The 20,202-nt window shown below is 40.3% G+C and carries 16 protein-coding genes, 1 pseudogene and 1 other annotated feature; of the genes and pseudogenes, 6 read left to right on the forward strand and 11 right to left on the reverse strand.

The features are described 5' to 3' along the window. Nucleotides 1-822: 822 nt before the first annotated feature. From ACFX4X_RS14690 to ACFX4X_RS14715, 6 genes are all read right to left on the reverse strand, one after another. Nucleotides 823-3,165 carry an L-type lectin-domain containing protein gene (locus ACFX4X_RS14690; protein ID WP_377384460.1) on the reverse strand — a complete coding sequence of 781 codons (2,343 nt, stop codon included), beginning with the start codon at nt 3,163-3,165 and terminating at the stop codon, nt 823-825. Next, entirely contained in the window at nt 3,152-4,177 is a 1,026-nt protein-coding gene (locus tag ACFX4X_RS14695; RefSeq protein ID WP_377384462.1) for a WxLIP family cell surface protein, read from the reverse strand. The genes ACFX4X_RS14690 and ACFX4X_RS14695 overlap by 14 nt, the downstream gene beginning before the upstream one ends. A 92-nt stretch (nt 4,178-4,269) precedes the next feature. Then, nucleotides 4,270-4,965, reverse strand: a complete 696-nt coding sequence (locus ACFX4X_RS14700) for a WxL domain-containing protein (protein WP_284469688.1) — start codon at nt 4,963-4,965, stop codon at nt 4,270-4,272. A 25-nt stretch (nt 4,966-4,990) separates the two neighbouring features. Then, nucleotides 4,991-5,680, reverse strand: coding sequence for a WxL domain-containing protein (locus tag ACFX4X_RS14705; RefSeq protein WP_377384464.1), 690 nt, complete (start codon nt 5,678-5,680; stop codon nt 4,991-4,993). Between the two features lie 805 nt (nt 5,681-6,485). Then, a complete protein-coding gene (locus ACFX4X_RS14710) occupies nt 6,486-7,316 on the reverse strand; it encodes an STAS domain-containing protein (protein ID WP_317777563.1) in 831 nt (276 codons plus the stop codon). A gap of 131 nt (nt 7,317-7,447) precedes the next feature. Beyond that, nucleotides 7,448-7,879 carry an Lrp/AsnC family transcriptional regulator gene (locus ACFX4X_RS14715; protein ID WP_377384466.1) on the reverse strand — a complete coding sequence of 144 codons (432 nt, stop codon included), beginning with the start codon at nt 7,877-7,879 and terminating at the stop codon, nt 7,448-7,450. A 149-nt stretch (nt 7,880-8,028) separates the two neighbouring features. Here ACFX4X_RS14715 and ACFX4X_RS14720 point away from each other — a divergent pair, with 149 nt between their 5' ends. Continuing rightward, nucleotides 8,029-8,613, forward strand: coding sequence for a DJ-1/PfpI family protein (locus tag ACFX4X_RS14720; protein ID WP_377384468.1), 585 nt, complete (start codon nt 8,029-8,031; stop codon nt 8,611-8,613). Nucleotides 8,614-8,876: 263 nt separating this feature from the next. Here ACFX4X_RS14720 and ACFX4X_RS14725 read toward each other — a convergent pair whose 3' ends face one another. The 3 genes from ACFX4X_RS14725 to ACFX4X_RS14735 all read right to left on the reverse strand — a co-directional run bounded on the left by ACFX4X_RS14725 (nt 8,877) and on the right by ACFX4X_RS14735 (nt 13,573). Beyond that, nucleotides 8,877-10,859 (reverse strand): hydantoinase B/oxoprolinase family protein, encoded by a 1,983-nt coding sequence (locus ACFX4X_RS14725; RefSeq protein ID WP_377384470.1) that lies wholly within the window; start codon nt 10,857-10,859, stop codon nt 8,877-8,879. 15 nt (nt 10,860-10,874) lie between these two features. Next, the gene (locus ACFX4X_RS14730) at nt 10,875-12,914 is read right to left on the reverse strand and encodes a hydantoinase/oxoprolinase family protein (protein WP_377384472.1); all 2,040 of its coding nucleotides are present in this window, start codon (nt 12,912-12,914) and stop codon (nt 10,875-10,877) included. A 488-nt stretch (nt 12,915-13,402) separates the two neighbouring features. Then, the gene (locus ACFX4X_RS14735; RefSeq protein WP_377384473.1) at nt 13,403-13,573 is read right to left on the reverse strand and encodes a hypothetical protein; all 171 of its coding nucleotides are present in this window, start codon (nt 13,571-13,573) and stop codon (nt 13,403-13,405) included. A gap of 334 nt (nt 13,574-13,907) precedes the next feature. Between ACFX4X_RS14735 and ACFX4X_RS14740 the strand changes: the two genes are divergently transcribed. Both ACFX4X_RS14740 and ACFX4X_RS14745 read left to right on the forward strand, forming a co-directional pair. Beyond that, nucleotides 13,908-14,339 (forward strand): helical membrane plugin domain-containing protein, encoded by a 432-nt coding sequence (locus ACFX4X_RS14740; protein WP_125160534.1) that lies wholly within the window; start codon nt 13,908-13,910, stop codon nt 14,337-14,339. A gap of 39 nt (nt 14,340-14,378) precedes the next feature. Next, complete coding sequence (locus ACFX4X_RS14745) at nt 14,379-15,560, forward strand: NAD(P)/FAD-dependent oxidoreductase (RefSeq protein ID WP_061462493.1); 1,182 nt, start codon at nt 14,379-14,381, stop codon at nt 15,558-15,560. Between the two features lie 283 nt (nt 15,561-15,843). Here the strand turns inward: ACFX4X_RS14745 and ACFX4X_RS14750 are convergent, their stop codons facing one another. Beyond that, nucleotides 15,844-16,056 (reverse strand): hypothetical protein, encoded by a 213-nt coding sequence (locus ACFX4X_RS14750; RefSeq protein ID WP_377384476.1) that lies wholly within the window; start codon nt 16,054-16,056, stop codon nt 15,844-15,846. A gap of 134 nt (nt 16,057-16,190) precedes the next feature. On the opposite strand from ACFX4X_RS14750, the gene ACFX4X_RS14755 reads away from it, so the two are divergent. The 3 genes and pseudogenes from ACFX4X_RS14755 to ACFX4X_RS14765 all read left to right on the forward strand — a co-directional run bounded on the left by ACFX4X_RS14755 (nt 16,191) and on the right by ACFX4X_RS14765 (nt 18,100). Beyond that, a complete protein-coding gene (locus ACFX4X_RS14755; RefSeq protein WP_377384478.1) occupies nt 16,191-16,322 on the forward strand; it encodes a hypothetical protein in 132 nt (43 codons plus the stop codon). A gap of 257 nt (nt 16,323-16,579) precedes the next feature. Further along, nucleotides 16,580-17,650: pseudogene (locus ACFX4X_RS14760) on the forward strand (CotH kinase family protein); the annotation flags it as partial. Nucleotides 17,651-17,722: 72 nt separating this feature from the next. Beyond that, nucleotides 17,723-18,100 carry an SET domain-containing protein gene (locus tag ACFX4X_RS14765; RefSeq protein ID WP_309487235.1) on the forward strand — a complete coding sequence of 126 codons (378 nt, stop codon included), beginning with the start codon at nt 17,723-17,725 and terminating at the stop codon, nt 18,098-18,100. Nucleotides 18,101-18,210: 110 nt separating this feature from the next. Here the strand turns inward: ACFX4X_RS14765 and argS are convergent, their stop codons facing one another. After that, nucleotides 18,211-19,890 carry an arginine--tRNA ligase gene (gene argS, locus ACFX4X_RS14770; protein WP_377384480.1) on the reverse strand — a complete coding sequence of 560 codons (1,680 nt, stop codon included), beginning with the start codon at nt 19,888-19,890 and terminating at the stop codon, nt 18,211-18,213. 35 nt (nt 19,891-19,925) lie between these two features. Further along, nucleotides 19,926-20,144, reverse strand: a binding site (T-box leader). Nucleotides 20,145-20,202: the final 58 nt, after the last annotated feature.

The raw sequence follows: 20,202 nt of genomic DNA on the forward strand, positions 1-20,202 counted from the left end.
TCTTTACCTGTCCACTTAATAAGACATTAGCCCTAAATGCATTTACCCTTTACCCATTAAATACTTTAGTAAACCCCCTAAATAGTCCCATTTTTATCTAAACCTTTTCTTTTTTGGAACACTAGTTCAAATATGAATTGGTATATACCGCTTTTGAACTCTCCCCGATAAGGTCATTATTATGATTTTCTGCTGTTAAATTTGTAGTGCGAAGAAAAAGAATCCTCTATTCCAAACCCAAATCTAAATAATTGGATTAAATGTTTAAAGATCATAAAGAAAGAGACTTTTAAAACCTTTCTCCGGAACTAAGTGCTATGAACGTTTTAGAGAAGCGCCAGTAATGATCTATATGTAAGAAAAAGGAACCAATATTGACCTATTTTGAAGGGTCTACGGCTTCCACAACGATCATAAGGGCTATACAGTTTGCCTGTACTCACTTCGTTAGAAAAGGAATATACAAAAAAAGGCCTCATTCACGTTTAGAGGAAGCCAGTATACATCGAATGGCTTACCAACTTGTTAAAACGAAAATGAGGTGTCTATTAAGAGCCAGTGTACAAGAAAAAGCGAAACCGAGCCTTTTACATTTTTTGTTTTAAATAATTCAGGTACACTTGCCCGATTTTAACTAGGACACCAATCATATGCACGGATGGGTTAATGGATAGGCTGTTTTGCTAGCTACGTAATAGGCATGCCTGACACAAAAACATGCCCATTAGGACACCCTTGAGCCTTGTAAAGTCATCCAGAAGAACAGGGATTGATCGGGTTTTATTCGATCATCTAAAAAAATTATTAGCCATAGGCTTTTTTTCATGGCGCATCCACTAAATCCCATTTAATCTTCCCCTGATAATCACCTATATAGACAAAAGGTTCCATTTTTAATAATATTCCCTGATTTTCTCGCCAATGTATGGATATCTCATCTATACTTTTGGTTGTATGTTCAAAAACATTCATGGCAACTCCTAGTACCATTTTTTCTTCTTTTCCAAATTCATCAACAAAAGTTAAGGCATCTAATAAATAATGTCTGGCTCCATCAGAAAAATCTTCACTTAAAGTAGCCGTCAGCCGCCACGAACTGCCGGTACCACGAGTATCCTTCACGCGAATATCCCAATCGGCATTTCGTTTTGCAAATGTCGGTTGATTTGGAATTTCCATGTCTACAAAACTAACATCCGTAGCGACATTGGTGAAACTAACTTGTCCAATGACGTTCAAGGTGAGTTTTTCCACATTTGATTGTCTACCAGTATCATCCACACTATAAACATATACAGTATGTGTCCCTACTGATAATTGATCTGCTGGAATGGTATACTCGTAGCTGACTTCTTCCCCTTTATCAGCAACATTTGCTGCACCAGATGCAAATTTAATTGGCTCACCTTTATCCAACACATAGTATAGGTCCACTTTGTCACTATCTGCATCACTCCATGTCCCTTTTATTGTGTAGCCACTTCCTAAATCAATAGGTAATTCCGTATCAGCATCAACAAGTGTAAGAGATGGCGGTTCTACAACAATGATTTGTAGAGTTGCTACATTGGACTTTGCTCCATTTTCATCCGTTACATACACTTCAAAAGTGTTTTCCCCCATATTTAATTGGTCTTTTGAAAGGAGAAAACTCCAGTCGGCACTATCGGAAGACACATCTTTCTCTTTTTCTTCAGATTGGATTTCCTCTGAATTCAATTCATAGTAAAAAGTGCCTTTAGAATTATCACTGTCATTCCAAGTTCCTGTCACTTCATAATCTTCACCTTCGGATACGTAAACAGGGCCAGCATCATTTATTGCTACTTCTGGTGCTTGATTAGGCTGGATGACATAATCAATTGAATTGGTATCAATCACCATGTTATCTCCATTAAACCTAGCTGTTTCAGTAACTGAGGCAGCTTCCGTTGTTGCATTGACTTTGACTTGAAAAGAGACCGTCGCTGCATTTTGAGTGGAATTCATATTTGGAATACTAAGTGCCAGCGATTGCCCTGACCACGAATTATCATCTAATGATGCAGCAGTCTCACCAGGGGTTGTCAATGTCATGGAGCCTGGGATAAACGTAACATGATCATTCAAGACCGTGTTCAATATGATATTTTTCCAACTTTGAAAACCATCGATATATTTCGCATAAAGCGTATAGGTTAATACATCACCTTTAAAAACTGAAGAGCCCTCCCCAACAACAGAATCATCCTGTCTCGTTATCGTTTGCTCAACTTCTGCATTTACTAAATCCGGTATTTTATCAAAAGCGACACGATTGGTTTGCTTGTAAGTAGGGCCTGTTGAACCAGTGAATCCCCAATAAACTTTTGTAGAGCCAAAAACATCTTGTGCATTTACAGCAACAGTAACCGCATTTACTCCTTCTAATTGATACGTAAGTGCTTGGCTTGCAGCATCCCATCTCACTTCGAATTTACGCCATGTACCATTTGATAACAGACCGGGATACTGAACGCCAGTATTACCATCTACGTTATTATGTTTCATGGTTCTCCTATTACTTTGTACCGGCCAAACACCAATGGAATAATCTATATAAGTATCGGCTTTCCCTGGATATCCCCATGCAACATGGTCATCGTTAACATTAGTATCAAAATAGCTGCTTTCACCATCATTTTTATAGGTATCAAACTCAACAGCAAAACTTTTTTGAATGCCAGATGTTTTCGATCCATTATAGCCTTCGTCTGCCCAAACCCCCAAGCTTGCCCCAGATTTTGCTATAGCATTTACACCTCTTGAATCATTATGCATCACAAATGCCATACCATCTGCCGCATTAGCCCCATTATTCCCAAAATACAAATACATAGAGGCTGTAAAATCTTTGGTTAAATCCATTTTAAGATCGTCGATCGACCAAATTGCCCCCTTTTGGTTTGTGGTTCCAGGGGTTACTGAAACCAGATGACTGTTAATGATGGAGCTATTTGATCCTGTTGATGGAGTGGTAAACAGGCCATCCAATATAATACTGGATGGAGGATTATCTTCTACTGGACCGGCTGCCTCCACTTTAATGGATTCCACTGGCCCCAGCCATTGAAGACTTGAGAAAAACAAGCCCATAATAATGAGAAATGAGAAAGTGATTCTAGTGAATATTTTACTCTTCTTCATGCTTTTCCCCGCTTTTTTTCCTTCTTAGTAGAATAATGACCAGTATGATTAATACCGCAATTAGCACGCCGATTCCTGCAAAAATAAGTGTATAGTCTTTATCCAATTCAACTGCTTCTTTATTTAATTTCTTTGAATCATCACCTTTAATCTCAAACATTTTGTCAAATTTCCAGGTTTGATCTCCGTCTTTTGCCGTTATATATATATGATATTTGCCAGGCTCTAACGCTTGATTATCCCAGCTAATAGGGAAATCGAAATTAGAATTCGGTGCCATGGAAACGTCATTCTTCTCTGAGGAGTGAAGCATCTCCTTGTTTCCTTCTTTCGTGATTCGGGCATTCACATCCAAGTTATTGACAATCACAGCTTCCGTGTTTTGTAGATTCGCAGTTACCACTGTGCGATAGTTCATCAATCCTGCTTGAACTTTATTTAACTTTAGATTGGGTTTTACTCTTTTATCCGTTTCGGTCAATTTGACGCCAATCACATACGAAAATTCATTGTTGATTTGAACATTATCATCTTCTTGTTTTTTGTCGCCTTGATTTATTTCATATACATAGAAACCACCCAAAATCACTCCATCAAATGGTTCATCTGGCATTTGAATTGTAAAAGGCACTTTTTTCGTTTGATTTCCTTTTAACGTTACTTTTTGTTTTGGGGAAATGAGATCAGAAAATGCATACTTTAATGAACGATCTTTTTTTTGATTATTTTTACTGTAATCAATCACTCCATTTTGATTGGTTACGGCTGTATTCGGTTCAATCATTAAGTCGATTTTTTCACTCGAGTTATTCTTCACTGTTAAAGATATCGTTTGTTCGGCCCCCGGTTTCATATACAAGTCAAAGTAAGTCAACTTCTTATTAATTTGATTTTTTGGAATATTGGCTTTGATTGAATATTCCATGGTCCCAGCAAAGGCTGTTTCATTTTGGGAAATGATTCCTAACCCAATCAATAAGGACACCATCAAAATAAGTAGCCCTTTTTTCATCTATATCCCCCTCTAGTTTCAACATGATGTGATATATATTAATGGAACTTGGCTTACATAATTTCTTATAAAGCCAAGCTCTATTTGAGTATTTAGCTAGGTGCGTTGGTTAATTCCCATGTTACAGTACCACTGTAACTTTCGGCTTCAGCTGAGCCAGCCAAAACTTTTAGTTGCACATTACTATTATCGCCGTCAGAACCTGAAAATACGTCCAGCCATGTTCCGCGGCCAGTTTCTAAAGGTGCCTCCATGAATTTTTTTGAATCACTGTTATCAAATGTAACGTCATAAGCCGTTGGCGGTTCAGAAACATTTGATGATTGTGATTTTACTTGTCCATTTTTGAATGTTAACTCAGCCCCCTGTAAAGACTCCCCAGTGCTATTTTTTAATTCAGAAGCCTTTGCTGTCAAAACCCATCCTTCGCCCGTTCCGCGTTTATCTGAAACTTGTACATATGGATCTTTATTATTTGCATTATATGTAGTGTTCCCACTCATAATTTTCTGGGTTCCAAATTGGATGTTGGAGACATAGTCCAAAGTTAAAGATCCACTATTTCCCGTTCCGCCATTGTCTGGATCTATAGGATCAATCGGACTCGGTGGAGCCGGTTCATCTGGATTAACCGGATCTACCGGCTTGGTAATACCCTCATCCGGAATAAAATCAATATAATTTTTGGAAATAGCGCTATTTACGACAGCTGCTTCGGCTGAATTTGTCGAAAAGATCAATCCTGCCAGAATCATACTTCCTGCCATTGACAGGGTGATTGCTTTCATCTTCCTCACCTCATGGTTTTTTATATTATTGTGGTGCATCCAATAGACTCCAAGTTAATGTTGAGACATACTCTCCAGCTAAGTTTCCTGCAGGAACATTTATTTTCAAGTTGCTAGGATCAAATTGATCTACCCACGTTCCCATTCCTTTTGAATTTTGAGCAGACATAAGGATTTGCGGTGCAGTTACTTCAGAATCAGTACCTAATTGTACTTCCCTTAATTCTGGTGCAGGTGAAACATTTCCTGGAGTTGTAACTGCAGTCCCGATTGGAAGTGTAACAGTGGCACCTTTTAGAATCATCGTTTCATCAGTTAGATCCTTGAATGGTGAAGTTGAGACTTGTAATGTCCAGCCAGCACCAGTACCACGAATATCCGTTATTTGAACGTTTGGTTTTTTTGTAGTTGTTGAATATTCCACAGCTCCACCGGATAATTGGTGGGTATTAAATTCTAAAGGCGAGACATTATCAATTGTCAGTGCCCCTGTATTTCCTGTTTCCCCATCCGGTTCACTAGGAACGATCGGGTCAGTTGGACCTGTTGTTTCATCTGCTGGCATTATTGTGATATGGCCATGAGAAGTGGCTCCTTTACCGTTTTCACTTCCTAATACTTCAGTTGGATCAAACGCGCTTGCAAATGCAGGCGTCACGAATACCAGCAAGGCTGTCGCTGCCAGTCCTTTAAATAGAACCTTTTTTACATTCATTTTTTCAATTCCTCCTTAATTTTTATGAAGATTTAAATGCCTACTAAATGAAGTTGCAACAATCCCTTTCTTGAATCCCTCTAGAAACCCCTTAAAACGATGAACATGCCTCTTATATTTTCACCATCTCCATTCCTCCTGTTGTAGGTTGATAGGCTGCCGCATCAATATCTGAGACTACCCAATACCTTTAATACATACAAAATGCCAATCACTAGAATATTTGCGACTTTCACTAAAAATGAGTTTCCTAAGTTATCAAGTTATCGAGATAGGGAAAGGAACACGAAAGGTTGCATGTATTTGGTTCAACTTCATGAAAATCATTATATAAGTAAATAGTTCAAACATTGTTTCAATAATGATTTTTGCGTTTCCATTTAAGAAACTCCATTTAAGAAACTCATGATTTTGCTTTCTAAGTGACTTACAAGTTGTTTTTTTATGCATCAAGTGCGAAAGAAAGGTCGCTATAATTATAGAAGGATGTTTGCGGATAGGCTGCCGCTACTTAACGAATTAATAAAAAAAGTTAACCTGCTTCAGGCTAACCTTCATTGGAAATTCACTTATATCTGCAAACGATCCGTTGCATCTTGATCTACCGTGATCTCCCTAGTTTTCTACACCCTTCATTTCGAGAATCAATAAAAGTTGTTCACGTAATGAATAAATGTATCGTTGTACGTCAATTTCTATACATATCTACTTATCCGAGTCAAAAAAACAGCACATAAATTCCCTTTATACCCCAAATTACCCACAAAAAAAAGCCGCCACAACATGGCGACTTCCACTTCACGATTTAGGTGACTACAAGATAGTCCATCAAGGCCTGCTGCAGTGTACCCTTTGTTTCTGCTTTACCATCGAACTGAACCCCTGAACGGATCATCTTGATAACAACTTCAGGGCGTAATCCAGTCACCACGGCTTTACAACCCATCATTGCCGTTCCATCGAGGATATTCATTAAATCATTAATCATTTCAATTTCCATCTCGATGATACCGGATAAATCCAAGATCAAGGTCTGTATCCTTAGTTTACCAATCTCCATCAATACTTTTTCCTCGATTATCCGTATACGTGTATCATCGATTGTCCCAATTAACGGAAGGACACAAGTAGTGGATGTTATTGGAATGATCGGGACGGATAGATTTTCAACCAAGTTTTGCTGGGCCAGAATCAATTTGTCTTTGTAATCGGAGTAACTGACGAAAAAGGATTTAAGAAATACATCAACCTTTTCATTCACTTTTTTCTCTAAATCAAAAAAGATCTTGGAATCCTCACTGAACAAATCTTTTGCATCTTCGAACTTATAAAGAAAGATCCAAAGCGTCCTGCGGATGGCCTGAATCCATTCCAACTTGAATGAAAGCGTCAAAGAGTGGGTTGCCCACGTAACTCCCTCTTGTTCGGCAAATGCAATCATATCCGTTTCATTCTGCTCCACTATATAACGGATGAGCTTATGTGCATTATTCAAAAGGTCGACATTTCCAATCAGCAGGATTTCTTCGATTTTCCCCCTGACATTGACCGCTTCTGATAAAAGATATTCTTCAAATTCACTTTTATTCTGCAAAAGGAATTCCATTATTTTATCTTCCTCATAAACAAAACTCACTCTTCTCCACTCCCTTTTTGTAACTTTCAACTGTGATTTTTGTTACTAATTACTTTCTATATGGGTGGAGTTTTTTCCTGCTAATTGCTGCTCATATATTAAAGAGATGGCAAGCAAATGATTAAAGCCGGTTACATTTCCTCGCCTGAAAAAACATTTTTCGATGCGGAAGAAAATATCAGATGGGTGGACGATTTCCCATATTTAATGGCTTCATCGACGAAGTCTTCCAGCGTTTCCATGGAAAATGTACTTATTTTAATTAAATAACTGTATTGACCGGCTAACCGGTGGCATTCCAGTACTTCAGGATGGTTCAAGCTAAATTGATAAAAGTCTTTACATCTATCCGTTTCGAATAAAATGAATGCTGTTATTCTCCTATCAAGTTTTTCTAGGGATATTTCCGTTTTATATCCTTTTATCACTCCGCTTTCCTCTAATTTATTAACACGTTCTTTAGTTGCTGGGGCTGTTAAGGAAACTTCATGTGCCAGTTCTTTCATGGACATGCGCCCATTATTCTCCAGTAAGGAAAGTATCTTTTTATCCGTTTGATCCAATTCAATCACCCTCACTTTTTTTTATTAATAAAATTCACCTAAATACATTATAAAATAAATAGAAATGAAATGATTACATAATTTATCGTATGTATTAAGGAATTAGCTTTTTATATAATAAATACAAATATAAATAAGGGGGATACACTATGAAAAAAGTATTGATGCTGCTATCCAATGGATTCGAAGCGGTTGAAGCAAGTGTGTTTACAGATGTATTAGGCTGGAATAAATTAGAGGGTGATGGTACGACTGACCTGGTTACAGTAGGGCTTCATGAACAATTGAAATGCACATGGAATTTCATCGTGCAGCCGGAATTGACCCTCGATCAAGTGAACCTTGATGACTTCGATGCTTTGGCCATTCCAGGAGGTTTTGAAGAAGCCGGTTTCTATGATGATGCATATGATCAGAGGTTTCTTGATGTTATTAAGTATTTTCATAATAAGAACAAGATCATAGCAACCATTTGTGTCGGTTCTCTCCCACTAGGAAAAAGCGGAATATTGAATGGAAAAAAAGCCACTACATACAATCATCCAACCAGTAAAAGACAGGGTCAGCTAAAAGAATTTGGTGCGATAGTCGTTAATGAACCGATTGTCGTCACGGACAATATCATTACATCCTACAATCCTTCCACAGCATTCGATGTTGCCTTTACGCTCTTGGAAATGCTCACTTCCAAAGAAAATTGTAAACATGTGAAGGAATTGATGGGTTTCCATTAAGTATGCCTTCGAAACCTACATAATTTGGATATTATTTGGATGTTGATTTCCGCTCAAGAAACTCGCTTTCCGCGGGCGGTCGGGGAGCCTCCTCGGCTTGCGCCTGCGTGGTCTCCCCTAGACGCGCTGTTCTAAGCAGGAGTCTCGAACACCCGCTCCAATCAACTGAAACTTTTTTCAAAGAAAAAAACTGCAGGCAAACTCGTTTTTTTCGAGTTCATCTACAGTCAGGGGTTCCGAATGAATTCGGAACCTTTTTCAGGTTACTTCCAATAAGCCAATGAACGGGTTTTCATGGATTCACGGAACTGTTTTGTTGATTCTGGCAAGACTTTATTCGTTGCATAATCGATGATGACACCATGCTGGCGAATGACATCCAAACTATCCAGCTCCCCATTGGCGAATTTATTTTCAACGATTTGAACGTTTTCCTCAAGCCATTGTTTACGGTTTTTTCTGATATAAGACCTTGCTTGTTCCGTTGCTTCATCATCTATCTCGAATAAATCGAGATCTTTATCGATTTCCTTGATAACCACGCCATAATCCTTTTTAGCTCTCTTAATTGAAACATACTCATCGATAACATCTTCCAAAACATCTTCGGGACTTCTTTCAAGCGGATCTCCCAGACCCCCGCCCCCAGCGGATGGCCGAACAAAGGAATCCCCTTGCTTCACTTTTACATTTGAGAAAATCGCACCTAAATATCGTTCGTCTTCCTTGCCTGGATTCAGCCATGCTCCATGCGGGGAAGAAGGCAGTCCTCCAAAAATCCCCCATGTTATTGAACGGGAACGATCACAGCAATATGACATGACCGTGTTTTTGACGTTCGTGAGTGTACCACCCTTTTCTACACCGCACCCGCCGCGGTATTTACCCGGACCAGCAGAGTCCATAATGATTTCATGCTTCATCGTCACGACAGGTGACAATCTTTCTTGTCCTTCACAAGGCTGTACGCTGAGTCCCAAACCGAATGTCGGAGAAGTGGCGTTCACACCATCCCGATCTGAGCGGCCTCCATGACCGCCGGCCATCCAGTCATACCACATGAAGTATTTATCTTGCTCCTGGCGTTGATCCCACCCGCCGATAAGTAAATACTCCAGGTTAAAAGAGCATGCGATCGCTCTTTCCGGCATGATGTTGGACCAGAGTTCGAAACAAGCACTCATGATCTTTTCATAGGCACCTGAACAAAAACCCGTTACGGCTATCGGTGCTGGAGCATTGACGACGGAGTTTTCCGGCAGCTCAATCTTCACCACTCTGTAAAAACCGGAGTTCAGTGGAATTTCGGGGAAGAATGTCTTGGTTCCTGAGTATGCTGCTGATAAAGAAGCCCCAAAACCGGCATTCAAAAAGCAGCCGATATAAGAATGCGAACCAGAAAGATCATAAAGGATCTCGTCATCCGTGATGGTCATCTTAACCCGGATCGGGATTAGACCGTCTCCGACTTCCGGATCCATATCAATATAATCAACGGTCTCCCAGGTGCCATTCGGTAAAGCCGCAACCTTGGCTCTTGCCAAACGCTCCACATAATTCTGCACTTCCGCAAAGGCAGATAAAGTCGTATCGATTCCATACTTCCCTATAATGGCAAACAACTGACGCTCGCCTACCTTGGCCGCTTCCACTTGAGCACGCAGATCGCCTACACGTTCTTCAGGCACGCGCATATTCGTAACGAGCACATTGACCACATCTTTTAAAAACGTTCCTTTACTATATATCCTAAGGGGAGGAATCCTTACCCCCTCGCCGAAATGTTCCTTGGCATTGATATCAAAGGATCCAGGTGTCGATCCCCCCATGTCGGCCCAGTGGCCATTTGTTTGCATGAACGCAATGAGCTTGTTTTCATGAAAGACAGGCAGCAGGACCCGTGTGTCATTGAAATGAGTACCGCCCCGATACGGGTCATTGACTAAGAATATGTCCCCAGGATGGATGTCACCTTCGAAGTCTTCCAGTACAGCCTTTGCCGTTAGATGCAGTGTACCTACATGTACGGAAATATCCTGTGTTCCTTGCATGACTGTATTTCCTTCTGCATCACATAGCGCACAGCTGAAATCCCGATTATAAATGACGAAGGAATAGCATGTCCGAAGGATTTGTTCAGCCATTTGATCTACAAGGTTAACGAAGCCATTTTTTATCACTTCAAATGTCACCGGATCTAAACCTGTTCCAACTCCAGATTGGTCAATTAACTGTTTATTAGACAATGGAATCCACCTCTTTTATTTATTTTGGGAAAGAATCAAGTTCCTGTATTTATCAACTTTTGCCGTGAAATTTGGTGGAATGACAGTCGTTGTATCAAGCTGATCCACTATGGCAGGTCCCGTAATTTCAGAGAATGCCGGAATGAGTTCCCGGTTATACACGTTCGTATTCACATAACCTTCCTCTTCGAAATAAACATCCCGCGTTTCCTTCAAGGCATCAGCAAGTGTGCCCCCAGGTTCATAGGTCGGAAATTCAGGTTTTGGCACAGTTCCGATAGCCGTAACGAGCAGCCCGTAAATTTCCACGGTCTGTTCTTTATCAGAGAAAGAAAACTCCCGTTCGTGCTCTTGATGGAAACGGTTAAGGGTCTCTTCCAATGAAGAAATTGGACAATCGACTTCTATCGCCAATGAACGCCACTGTCCCATATACCTCATGTCAATATAACGCATCAATGTGGAAGCTTCTTTAGCTACCCCCTCTTCTTGCAATAATTCCTCGGCCTCTTTTTCCATCCCGATGAATTCTTTCTCTAAATCCTCTAACGAGACATCCTTGACATTCTTGACATAGGTTTTGGATATATCATGACGAACATCGACCAGCAGGCATCCCATTGCCGCGGCAACACCCGGATGCGGCGGGATGATGACAGTCGGTATTTCCATTTCCTTGGCCAAGTACGCGCCATGCAAAGGCCCAGCCCCTCCGAAAGCCACAAGGGCAAAGTCGCGGGGATCGTATCCCCGTCTGACTGAAATCAGCCTTAGCGCATCACACATGTTGGCATTGGCCACCCTTGTAATGGCATTCGCGGCTTCTTCAATCGTATATTTGAATTTCTTGGCGATCTTATCCACGACTTCAATCGCTTTTTGTTTATCCAGTTCCATTTGTCCATCCAATAGTTTTGTGCCAAGCCGTCCCAATACAATATTGGCATCGGAATTGGTCGGTTCCGCTCCACCCCTGCTATAGCAGGCAGGTCCAGGAACCGCCCCTGCACTTTGAGGGCCATTGCGTAAAGAACCGCCTTCATCCACCCAAGCTAAGCTTCCGCCTCCTGCTCCTATCGTCAAGATTTCGATACTTGGGAACCCTATCGGATATCCATACTCGATATACCAATCTTTCGTAATCCGCAAATCACCTTCATGCAACAAGGAAATATCGGTGCTCGTCCCTCCCATATCCAGCCCAATAGCATTATTAAAGCCGCAAAGCTGGGCGATATGTTTACTGGCAATCGCACCTGCAGCGATGCCGGAGCTTGCAAGCCTTGCCGCATAACGGGGAACGGTTTGGGATGTCATGACCCCTCCGCCGGAATGAAGCACTAATATGTCATCTTCATATCCCCGTTTATTCATTTCCCTTTCAAGGGTTTTAATGTAGTTGCTGACAGTCGGTCCTAAAACCGCATTGACGATCGTCGTACTCATGCGCTCATGCTCAAAAATTTCAGGAAGGACTTCACTTGAAATGCATATATAGACATCCGGGAGTTCCTCCTGGATGATACGTTTCACTTTCGCCTCATTGCTTCCGTTTACATACGAGTTCATGAAGCAAACCGCAATGGATTCGGTACCGCGTCTTTTTAATTTCCTTGCCAGTGACCGTACTTCCTCTTCATTGATTTCCTTCAGGACATTCCCTGCAAAATCGATGCGTTCTTCCACTTCAAAACGGTCTCTTCTTTGAATATACGGTTTGGCTACATCATCATATGTATCCCATAACTCGAGTTTGGTTCCACGGCGAATTTCTGAAACATCTCGGAACCCTTTAGAGGTGATCAATGCTGTCTTTGGCAATTTTCTTTCAATCAAGGCATTGGTACCAACTGTCGTACCATGGGAAAACACTTTAATATTTTCACAATCTATTTCCGCTTTTGCGATTCCATCTAATATACCAATCTCAGGATTTAATGGAGTAGACGATGTTTTGGTTATTGAAATTTCCTTCGTGCTTTCATCAAAAACAAAAACATCCGTAAATGTTCCGCCTACATCAATTGCGAGCCTAGTTTGCTTCGTACCTATCATATAATTCCCACCCCTGCTACAAGATTTAAACTGCTTATACCTTTGTGAACATTACTTTCCGCTAATCCTTAAGTGCCTTAATGATACCGCTGAAAAGAACGATGTGTGAATGAAGGTCAGCCAGCCGTCGGATTCTTTGCCAAAAACGAAATAAGATGAATGATGAAATAAAAAAAACCAGTCATATCAATAAAAAATAATTGATATAACTGGTTTTGATCTAGGTTTAGCTCCGCTGGATGGCGAAGTCTATTAGATTCGACAGTTATTTATAGATTCATCTTTCAAATCAGGCGATGCATGGCAGAGTAGGAAATTTTCTTAAACTACCCTTATACGGCTATGTATTTATCTTACGTGAATTCACAATAAAGTCAAGTTAGTTTTTAGAATATTTAAATAACTATTTTTAAGGATCTATAGAGGACTTTTTACCAAAAAGGAGGAAAATTAAGTAAGCATAACAATTTCGCTATGCTTACAGCATGTTATTTATCAGGTGTTTCCAATGTGCCCTCCTCACTGTTTTTGAGGTAAACTTCAGAAATTCCATTCATGCCTTCCAATAGTTGTTCTTTAGTATAGTCCATACTGCCAACCAGTTTATTTTGCCTCTTATCATTATTCTCTTCTAAAAATTTTGATTCTGAATCCGCCACATTTTTCACCTCCATCATTTAGGATGGCGTATAAAGATTGAAATATGTATGATGATAATGATAGACACCTTGCTCTAGGATAAAATAACCGTTTTAGTAAAAGCTTTCAGATCAAACATAGACCATTCATTAAAATTGTTCTATCATATAACAGGAAAAGCGCATTTTTTGAATATTTTTAAAAAATCAGCTGTTTTCATGAAGCTAAAGGGATATACTATAGGATAGCTTTCACTACATTTTTAAAAGTATTTTTTGTGTCATACTTTGTGTAATTTTTTACAAGTTTTTCTATTTACATCAACAAAATGCTTATTGCAAAGGAGAATTGGATATGTCAGAAACGATTACCCAATCACAGACTGAACAAATTAATGCCCGCCAAAAACAATTAGATGTACTGGACCAATTATTAAAGCCCGAGGTTCAGGAATCCTTGAACACTTTAGTTGAGCAGTTACCAAAACTGACTGAATTAGTGAATATTTTAACAAAGTCTTATGATTTCGCTCAATCTGTTGCGACTGATGATGTTTTGAAAAGTGATACGGTCAGTGCCATTTCGGAGATCGCGACTCCTGTAGTCCATTCAGTGAAAGGGCTAGCGGCTAATGCCATCGAAGCTAAGGATCGTGCTGAAGTGAATAATGATGTGATCGGTCTTTTTGGACTGTTAAGGATGATGAAAGATCCGCAAGCACAAAAACTTTTCCGTTTCGCCCAAGCTTTTCTTGAAGTCTCTTCAGAACGTAAAAACCAAAAATAATTTGATAAACTTTCAATCAGTAAGGACGGGGGATTAACTATGTCAAAACAAATCGTCATCTTAGGTGCGGGTTATGCGGGATTACTATCAGCCTTATCCGTACGTGAATATTACAATAAGGATGAAGTGCAGGTTACAGTGGTGAATCAATTTCCAACGCACCAAATCATCACCGAATTGCACCGTCTTGCAGGCGGATCCATTTCTGAACAAGCCGTTTCGATTCCTTTGGAAAAACTTTTCAAAGGAAAAGATATCGACCTTACCATTTCAAAAGTGGAGTCTTTCTCAGTCGATAAAAAAGAAGTGAAACTTGCGAATGGTTCCACTTTATCTTATGATGCCCTAGTTGTTGCTTTGGGAAGCCAAACAGGATTCTTCGGCATTCCGGGACTTGAGGAAAACAGCATGGTCTTGAAATCCGTAAATGATGCTAACAAAATTTACAAACATATCGAAGATCGCATCCGTGAATATGCACAAACGAATAACGAAGCGGACGCTACAATCGTAATCGGCGGCGGCGGATTGACTGGCGTCGAGTTAATCGGTGAAATCGTGGATCATTTCCCTAAAATCGCCAAAAAGTTCGGAGTGGACTTCAAGGACTTGAAAATCAAGCTTGTGGAAGCTGGTCCAAAAATCCTTCCTGTCCTGCCTGACCACTTAATTGAACGTGCCATGTCCAGCTTGGAAGCACGCGGCGTTGAATTCTTGACAGGTCTGCCTGTAACGGGTGTTAAAGGAAATCAAATCGAATTGAAAGATGGACAAACGATCGAAGCCAATACGCTTGTTTGGACAGGCGGAGTCGCAGCACTTCCTATCGTAGGCGAATCAGGTCTTGAAGTGGATCGCGGCAAAGCAACCGTTAATGAATATTTGCAATCCAAATCCCATAATGACGTATTCGTTGTCGGAGACAGTGCCGTTGCTTTCCCTCCAGAAGGCGGCCGTCCATACGCTCCTACTGCACAAAATGCTTGGCAAATGGGTGAGCTTGTTGGATACAACCTATATGCAGCCTTTGAAGGCAAGAAACTTGAAGAATTTTCACCTGTCAACTCAGGTACACTTGCGAGCCTTGGCCGTAAGGATGCAGTGGCAACCGTTGGGGCCAATAACACTTCCCTTAAAGGTCTGCCGGCTACATTGATGAAAGAAGCAAGTAATATTCGCTATCTATCACACATCAAAGCCCTATTCAGCCTCGCTTATTAATTTATTATAGCCGTGACGTGACATCCAGTTCATTGTATGTCCGCGGTAAATGCCCTTTCTTCCCGGTCATCGGGATTAAAGGGCATTTTTTTCATGAATGTATTATACTGCCTGATCATGATGCAATGATTGACGAAAGATGTTAACAATGGACGGTACTCCATTTTGTTGCTTATCCATCTATAAATCTCCTGGGATTAGGCAACTCTCCTAAATCCTCTCCGTTAATTTTTATTAGCCCGTTTATCGTTAACTAACGCTCAAGTATGTACCATTGCGCATATTATAAAATTAACCTTATTAAAGGAGGGGTCTGTATGCCGAAAGGGAAAAAAGGAAAAGCAGCTTCATCTGGCAGTTCATCTACCGGTAGCACTTCTACTGGCAGCAAGTCCACTGGAAGCAAGTCTACTGGCAGCACAACTACTGGCAACACAACTACTGATTGACGAAAGATGTTAACAATGGACGGTACTCCATTTCGTTGCTTATCCATTCTATAATTCTCCTGATTAGGCAACTCTCCTAAATCCTCTCCATAATTTTTATTAGCCCGTTTGTCGTTAACTAACGCTCAAGTATGTACCATTTCGCATATCATAAAATTAACCTTATTAAGGAGGCGTCTGTATGAAAGGGAAAAAAGGAAAAGCAGCTTCATCTGGCAGTTCATCTACCGGTAGCACTTCTACTGGTGGCACTTCTACTGGCAACAAGTCCACTGGTAACAAGTCCACTGGCAATAAATCTACTGGAAAATAATCTACTGGCAACACAGCTACTGGTATCATAACTACTGGTATCACATCTACAACAACAACAACATCTACTTCATAAAGTTCAAGCTCAAGCTCGTCCTCTGAACGTGGCAAAAAAAGAAGAAGATAGATAGTTAAATATAAAATGCTTCAGCTTGATTAATCCCTGATTGATCAAGTGGAAGTATTTTATGATATTACGGCTTCATTAAGGTCAAGACTGTCCATAAAACATCTTATACAAGGAAGGAAGGTGAGTGTATGTCTTATCATATTCCATCTTATTTCTTAATGATAGAAGAAAAAGATCTAGAAGATTTACGTGCGGATATTTGGAGCGATGACCCTATTCCCGCCAATTTGAAAGTGGAAAACGACACTTATGTTATCGATATTGGCTATCGGGGCTCTTATACCCGCAAATTCCGGAAAAGATCCTATTGGATTGATTTCATCGAGCCAGAACGATTCTTTGGCGCCCACAAAATCCATCTCAATGCCGAATACAGAGATCCTTCCCTCATTCGCAATAAACTCTCACTCGATTTCTTTCAAGACCTTGGTGTCCTTTCCCCTCATAGCCAACACATCAACCTATTCCGAAATGGCACGTTTAAAGGTGTGTATTTACAATTGGATTCCGTCGATGGGGTTTTTTTAGAAAAAAGAGGACTTCCTGCCGGCCCGATTTATTATGCTGTCAACAATAATGCCAACTTTTCATTGAAAAGGGATGGGAAAGAGAAAGACTCCCTTACGTCAGGCTATAAACAAGCGTTTGGCAAACCCGCCGATGATGAATATCTCATCGAATTCATCAAAAAAATCAACACCACCCCACTTGCAAAGTTTCCTGAAGTAGTCTCTCAACATCTTGATATCCATAAATACTTACGCTGGCTGGTTGGAGCAGTTTGCACCATGAATAACGACGGTTTCACTCATAACTATGCACTATACCGCAATAGTAAAACGAAGTTATTTGAAATCATTCCTTGGGATTACGATGCCACTTGGGGACGCAAAGTCAGTGGAGGGATCATGGAGCACACATATGTCCCTATCGAAGGGAAAAAGGCAAACCACCTTATTCATCTGCTCTTGCAGGTTCCGGAATACAGTAAGTTCTACAAAGACCTCTTGGTTGAAACATTAGAAACCACATTTACTGTGAAGTATATGGAAAATAAAGTATTACCACTACACCAGGGCATACGCCCCCATATCCTTCTTGATCCATATAAAAAGAATAAGATTGATCTATTCGACAAGGAACCGGAATTCATCTTCGAATTCATTCGCAAACGCAGTGATTACTTAAATAAGCACCTTGGTGGCCTAGATGAAAAAAATGCCACGACACAACTGATAGCCAAACAGGACCGAAAAAGGGGAGTTGCTTCCGTGTCACCAATCTGCATTAAAAATACGGGGAAGTATGGCAGGGGAGTATATGCTACAAGGGATATTAAAAAAGATGAACTCATTGAGGTATCACCTGTCATCATTTCACCCAAACATGAATGGAAATATCTAAAGAAAACCGCACTCTTTCATCACTGTTTCTATTGGGGAGATGATGATGAAACTGTCATTGCCTTAGGAAATGGTTCACTATTCAATCATTCATACACTCCAAATGCGACATTCGATAATAATTTAGAAGATTTAACGATAGACTTTTATGCACATAAAGATATAAAGGCTGGCGAGGAAATCACGATCAATTACAATGGTGAACCTGATGATAAATCCCCGTTATGGTTCGATGTCATCGAGTAGGCGTTTTTTGCTTCCATTTTATTTTGAAAGAATCCATTTTGAAGGAAAATTGATCAAAATGGATTCTTTTTTTATTCAGTTTTCTTCGCTAATGCAAGGACTCTTTAACTTTACATTTTATTCGGCGCTGAAATTCCCAATAAACTTAGCGCATCCTTTAATGCAACTGCCACGGAAAAAGCGAATGAGAGCTTCATTTGTTTCCATTCATCTTCAACTAAGATTTTCGTATGTGCATAATACTTATTGAATGCACGCGATAAATGCAAGCTGAATCTCGCGATTTGTGATGGATCGGCTTGTTCAAATGATTTTTGGACAATGATCGGGTACTGCTCAAGCAGTTGGATGACTGACCAAGCATATTCTCCTAAAGCGTCAAAATGGATAACCTGTTCTTTAAATTCACCTTTTTCCAGCAATGATGAAATACGCGCAAATGTGTACTGTACATATGGACCCGTTTCTCCCTCAAAATTCATCATTTGCTCTAATGAAAAGTCAATATCATTCATCCGATTATTTTTTAAATCATTAAAGATTACCGCTCCGACACCGACCTGTCTTGCAACCAGTTCTTTCTGTTCAAGCGCTTGATTTTTTTCTTCAATATTGCGCTTCGCCGTTTCGATTGCCTCTGCCAAAACATCCGCAAGCAGCACGACTTTCCCTTTACGTGTCGACATTTTCTTACCGTCTTTTAACATCATGCCAAATGCTACGTGCTGTAAGTCATTTGACCAATCGTACCCCATTTTTCCAATGACGTTAAAGAGTTGTTTAAAGTGCAGGGATTGTTCATTTCCTACAACATAAAATGTTTTCTTCGCCTCATACTTTTCTTTACGATACAATGCCGCGGCTAAATCACGCGTGGCATAAAGTGTCGCACCATCCGTTTTCGTAATCAAACAAGGCGGCATATCTTCCAATTGCACGACATAGGCACCTTCGGATAGGGTAAGCAGGCCTTTTTCTTTTAGTTCCTCGACAACAACATCCATTTTGTCATTGTAAAACGCTTCGCCAGCATAGGAATCAAAACGGATGCCCAATAAATCATAAATCGTATCGAATTCTTTTAGAGAGGCATCCCTGAACCATTTCCATAGTGCCAGTGCCTCCTCGTCCCCATCTTCAAGCGACTTGAAGCTAGCGCGTGCTTGTTCATTCAACGATTCATCCGTTTCAGCCATTTCATGGAACTTCACATAGATTTTCAATAATTCCTGAATCGGGGAAGCTTCGATTGCCTCCTTGTCTCCCCACAGCTTATACGCGACAATCAATTTGCCGAATTGCGTGCCCCAATCCCCTAGATGATTAATACGCACGGCATTGTAGCCATTTTTTTCAGCAATGTTAGCCAGTGCATTTCCTATGACCGTTGAGCGTAAGTGCCCCATGGAAAAAGGCTTGGCAATATTCGGGGATGAATAATCAATCACGACATTTCCCTGTACAGGCTGCTTTCCGCCATACTTATCCTTTTCACTTAATATGGTTTGCAACACAGTTTCCGTCACAATCTGTTGATTGACGAAGATGTTCAGATAACCACCCACTACGTTCACTTCTTGGATCAACTTACTGTTTAATTGTTCAGCTATTTCAGACGCAATCACTTGAGGTGACTTTTTCAACTTTTTTGCAAGAGTAAAGCATGGAAAGGCGACATCACCTAACTCCATCAATTTAGGCTTTTCCATTAATTTTTCTATTTCACTTGTTGGCATTTCATTGTTCAAAGCAGTTGAAATTAAGGCTGCAATTGGTTTATTCATCGTCATTTTTCCCTCCTAAACAAAAAAGCCCCCGTCTCTAAATAAGAGACGAGAGCATAGTTTCCCGTGGTACCACTCTAGTTGCCACAATTTGTGACCACTTTCCATTGTTAACGAGGTGACTCCCCGATGTTCTCTACTGGACGTTTCAAGAAATTTCTCCAAAGTGCGTTTCATTCATCCGTCCTGCATTAGGCTCACACCATCCCTAACTCGCTTTCCATTTCAAAATGAACTACTCTCTTTATCACAGAATTTTCAATATTATGATTTAATCCATCGTACACAATTTTAAAAAACGTGTCAACACAGGATTTC

Origin of the sequence: Peribacillus sp. YIM B13481 (assembly GCF_042787985.1) — a bacterium.
Classification (GTDB): domain Bacteria; phylum Bacillota; class Bacilli; order Bacillales; family DSM-1321; genus Peribacillus; species Peribacillus simplex_A.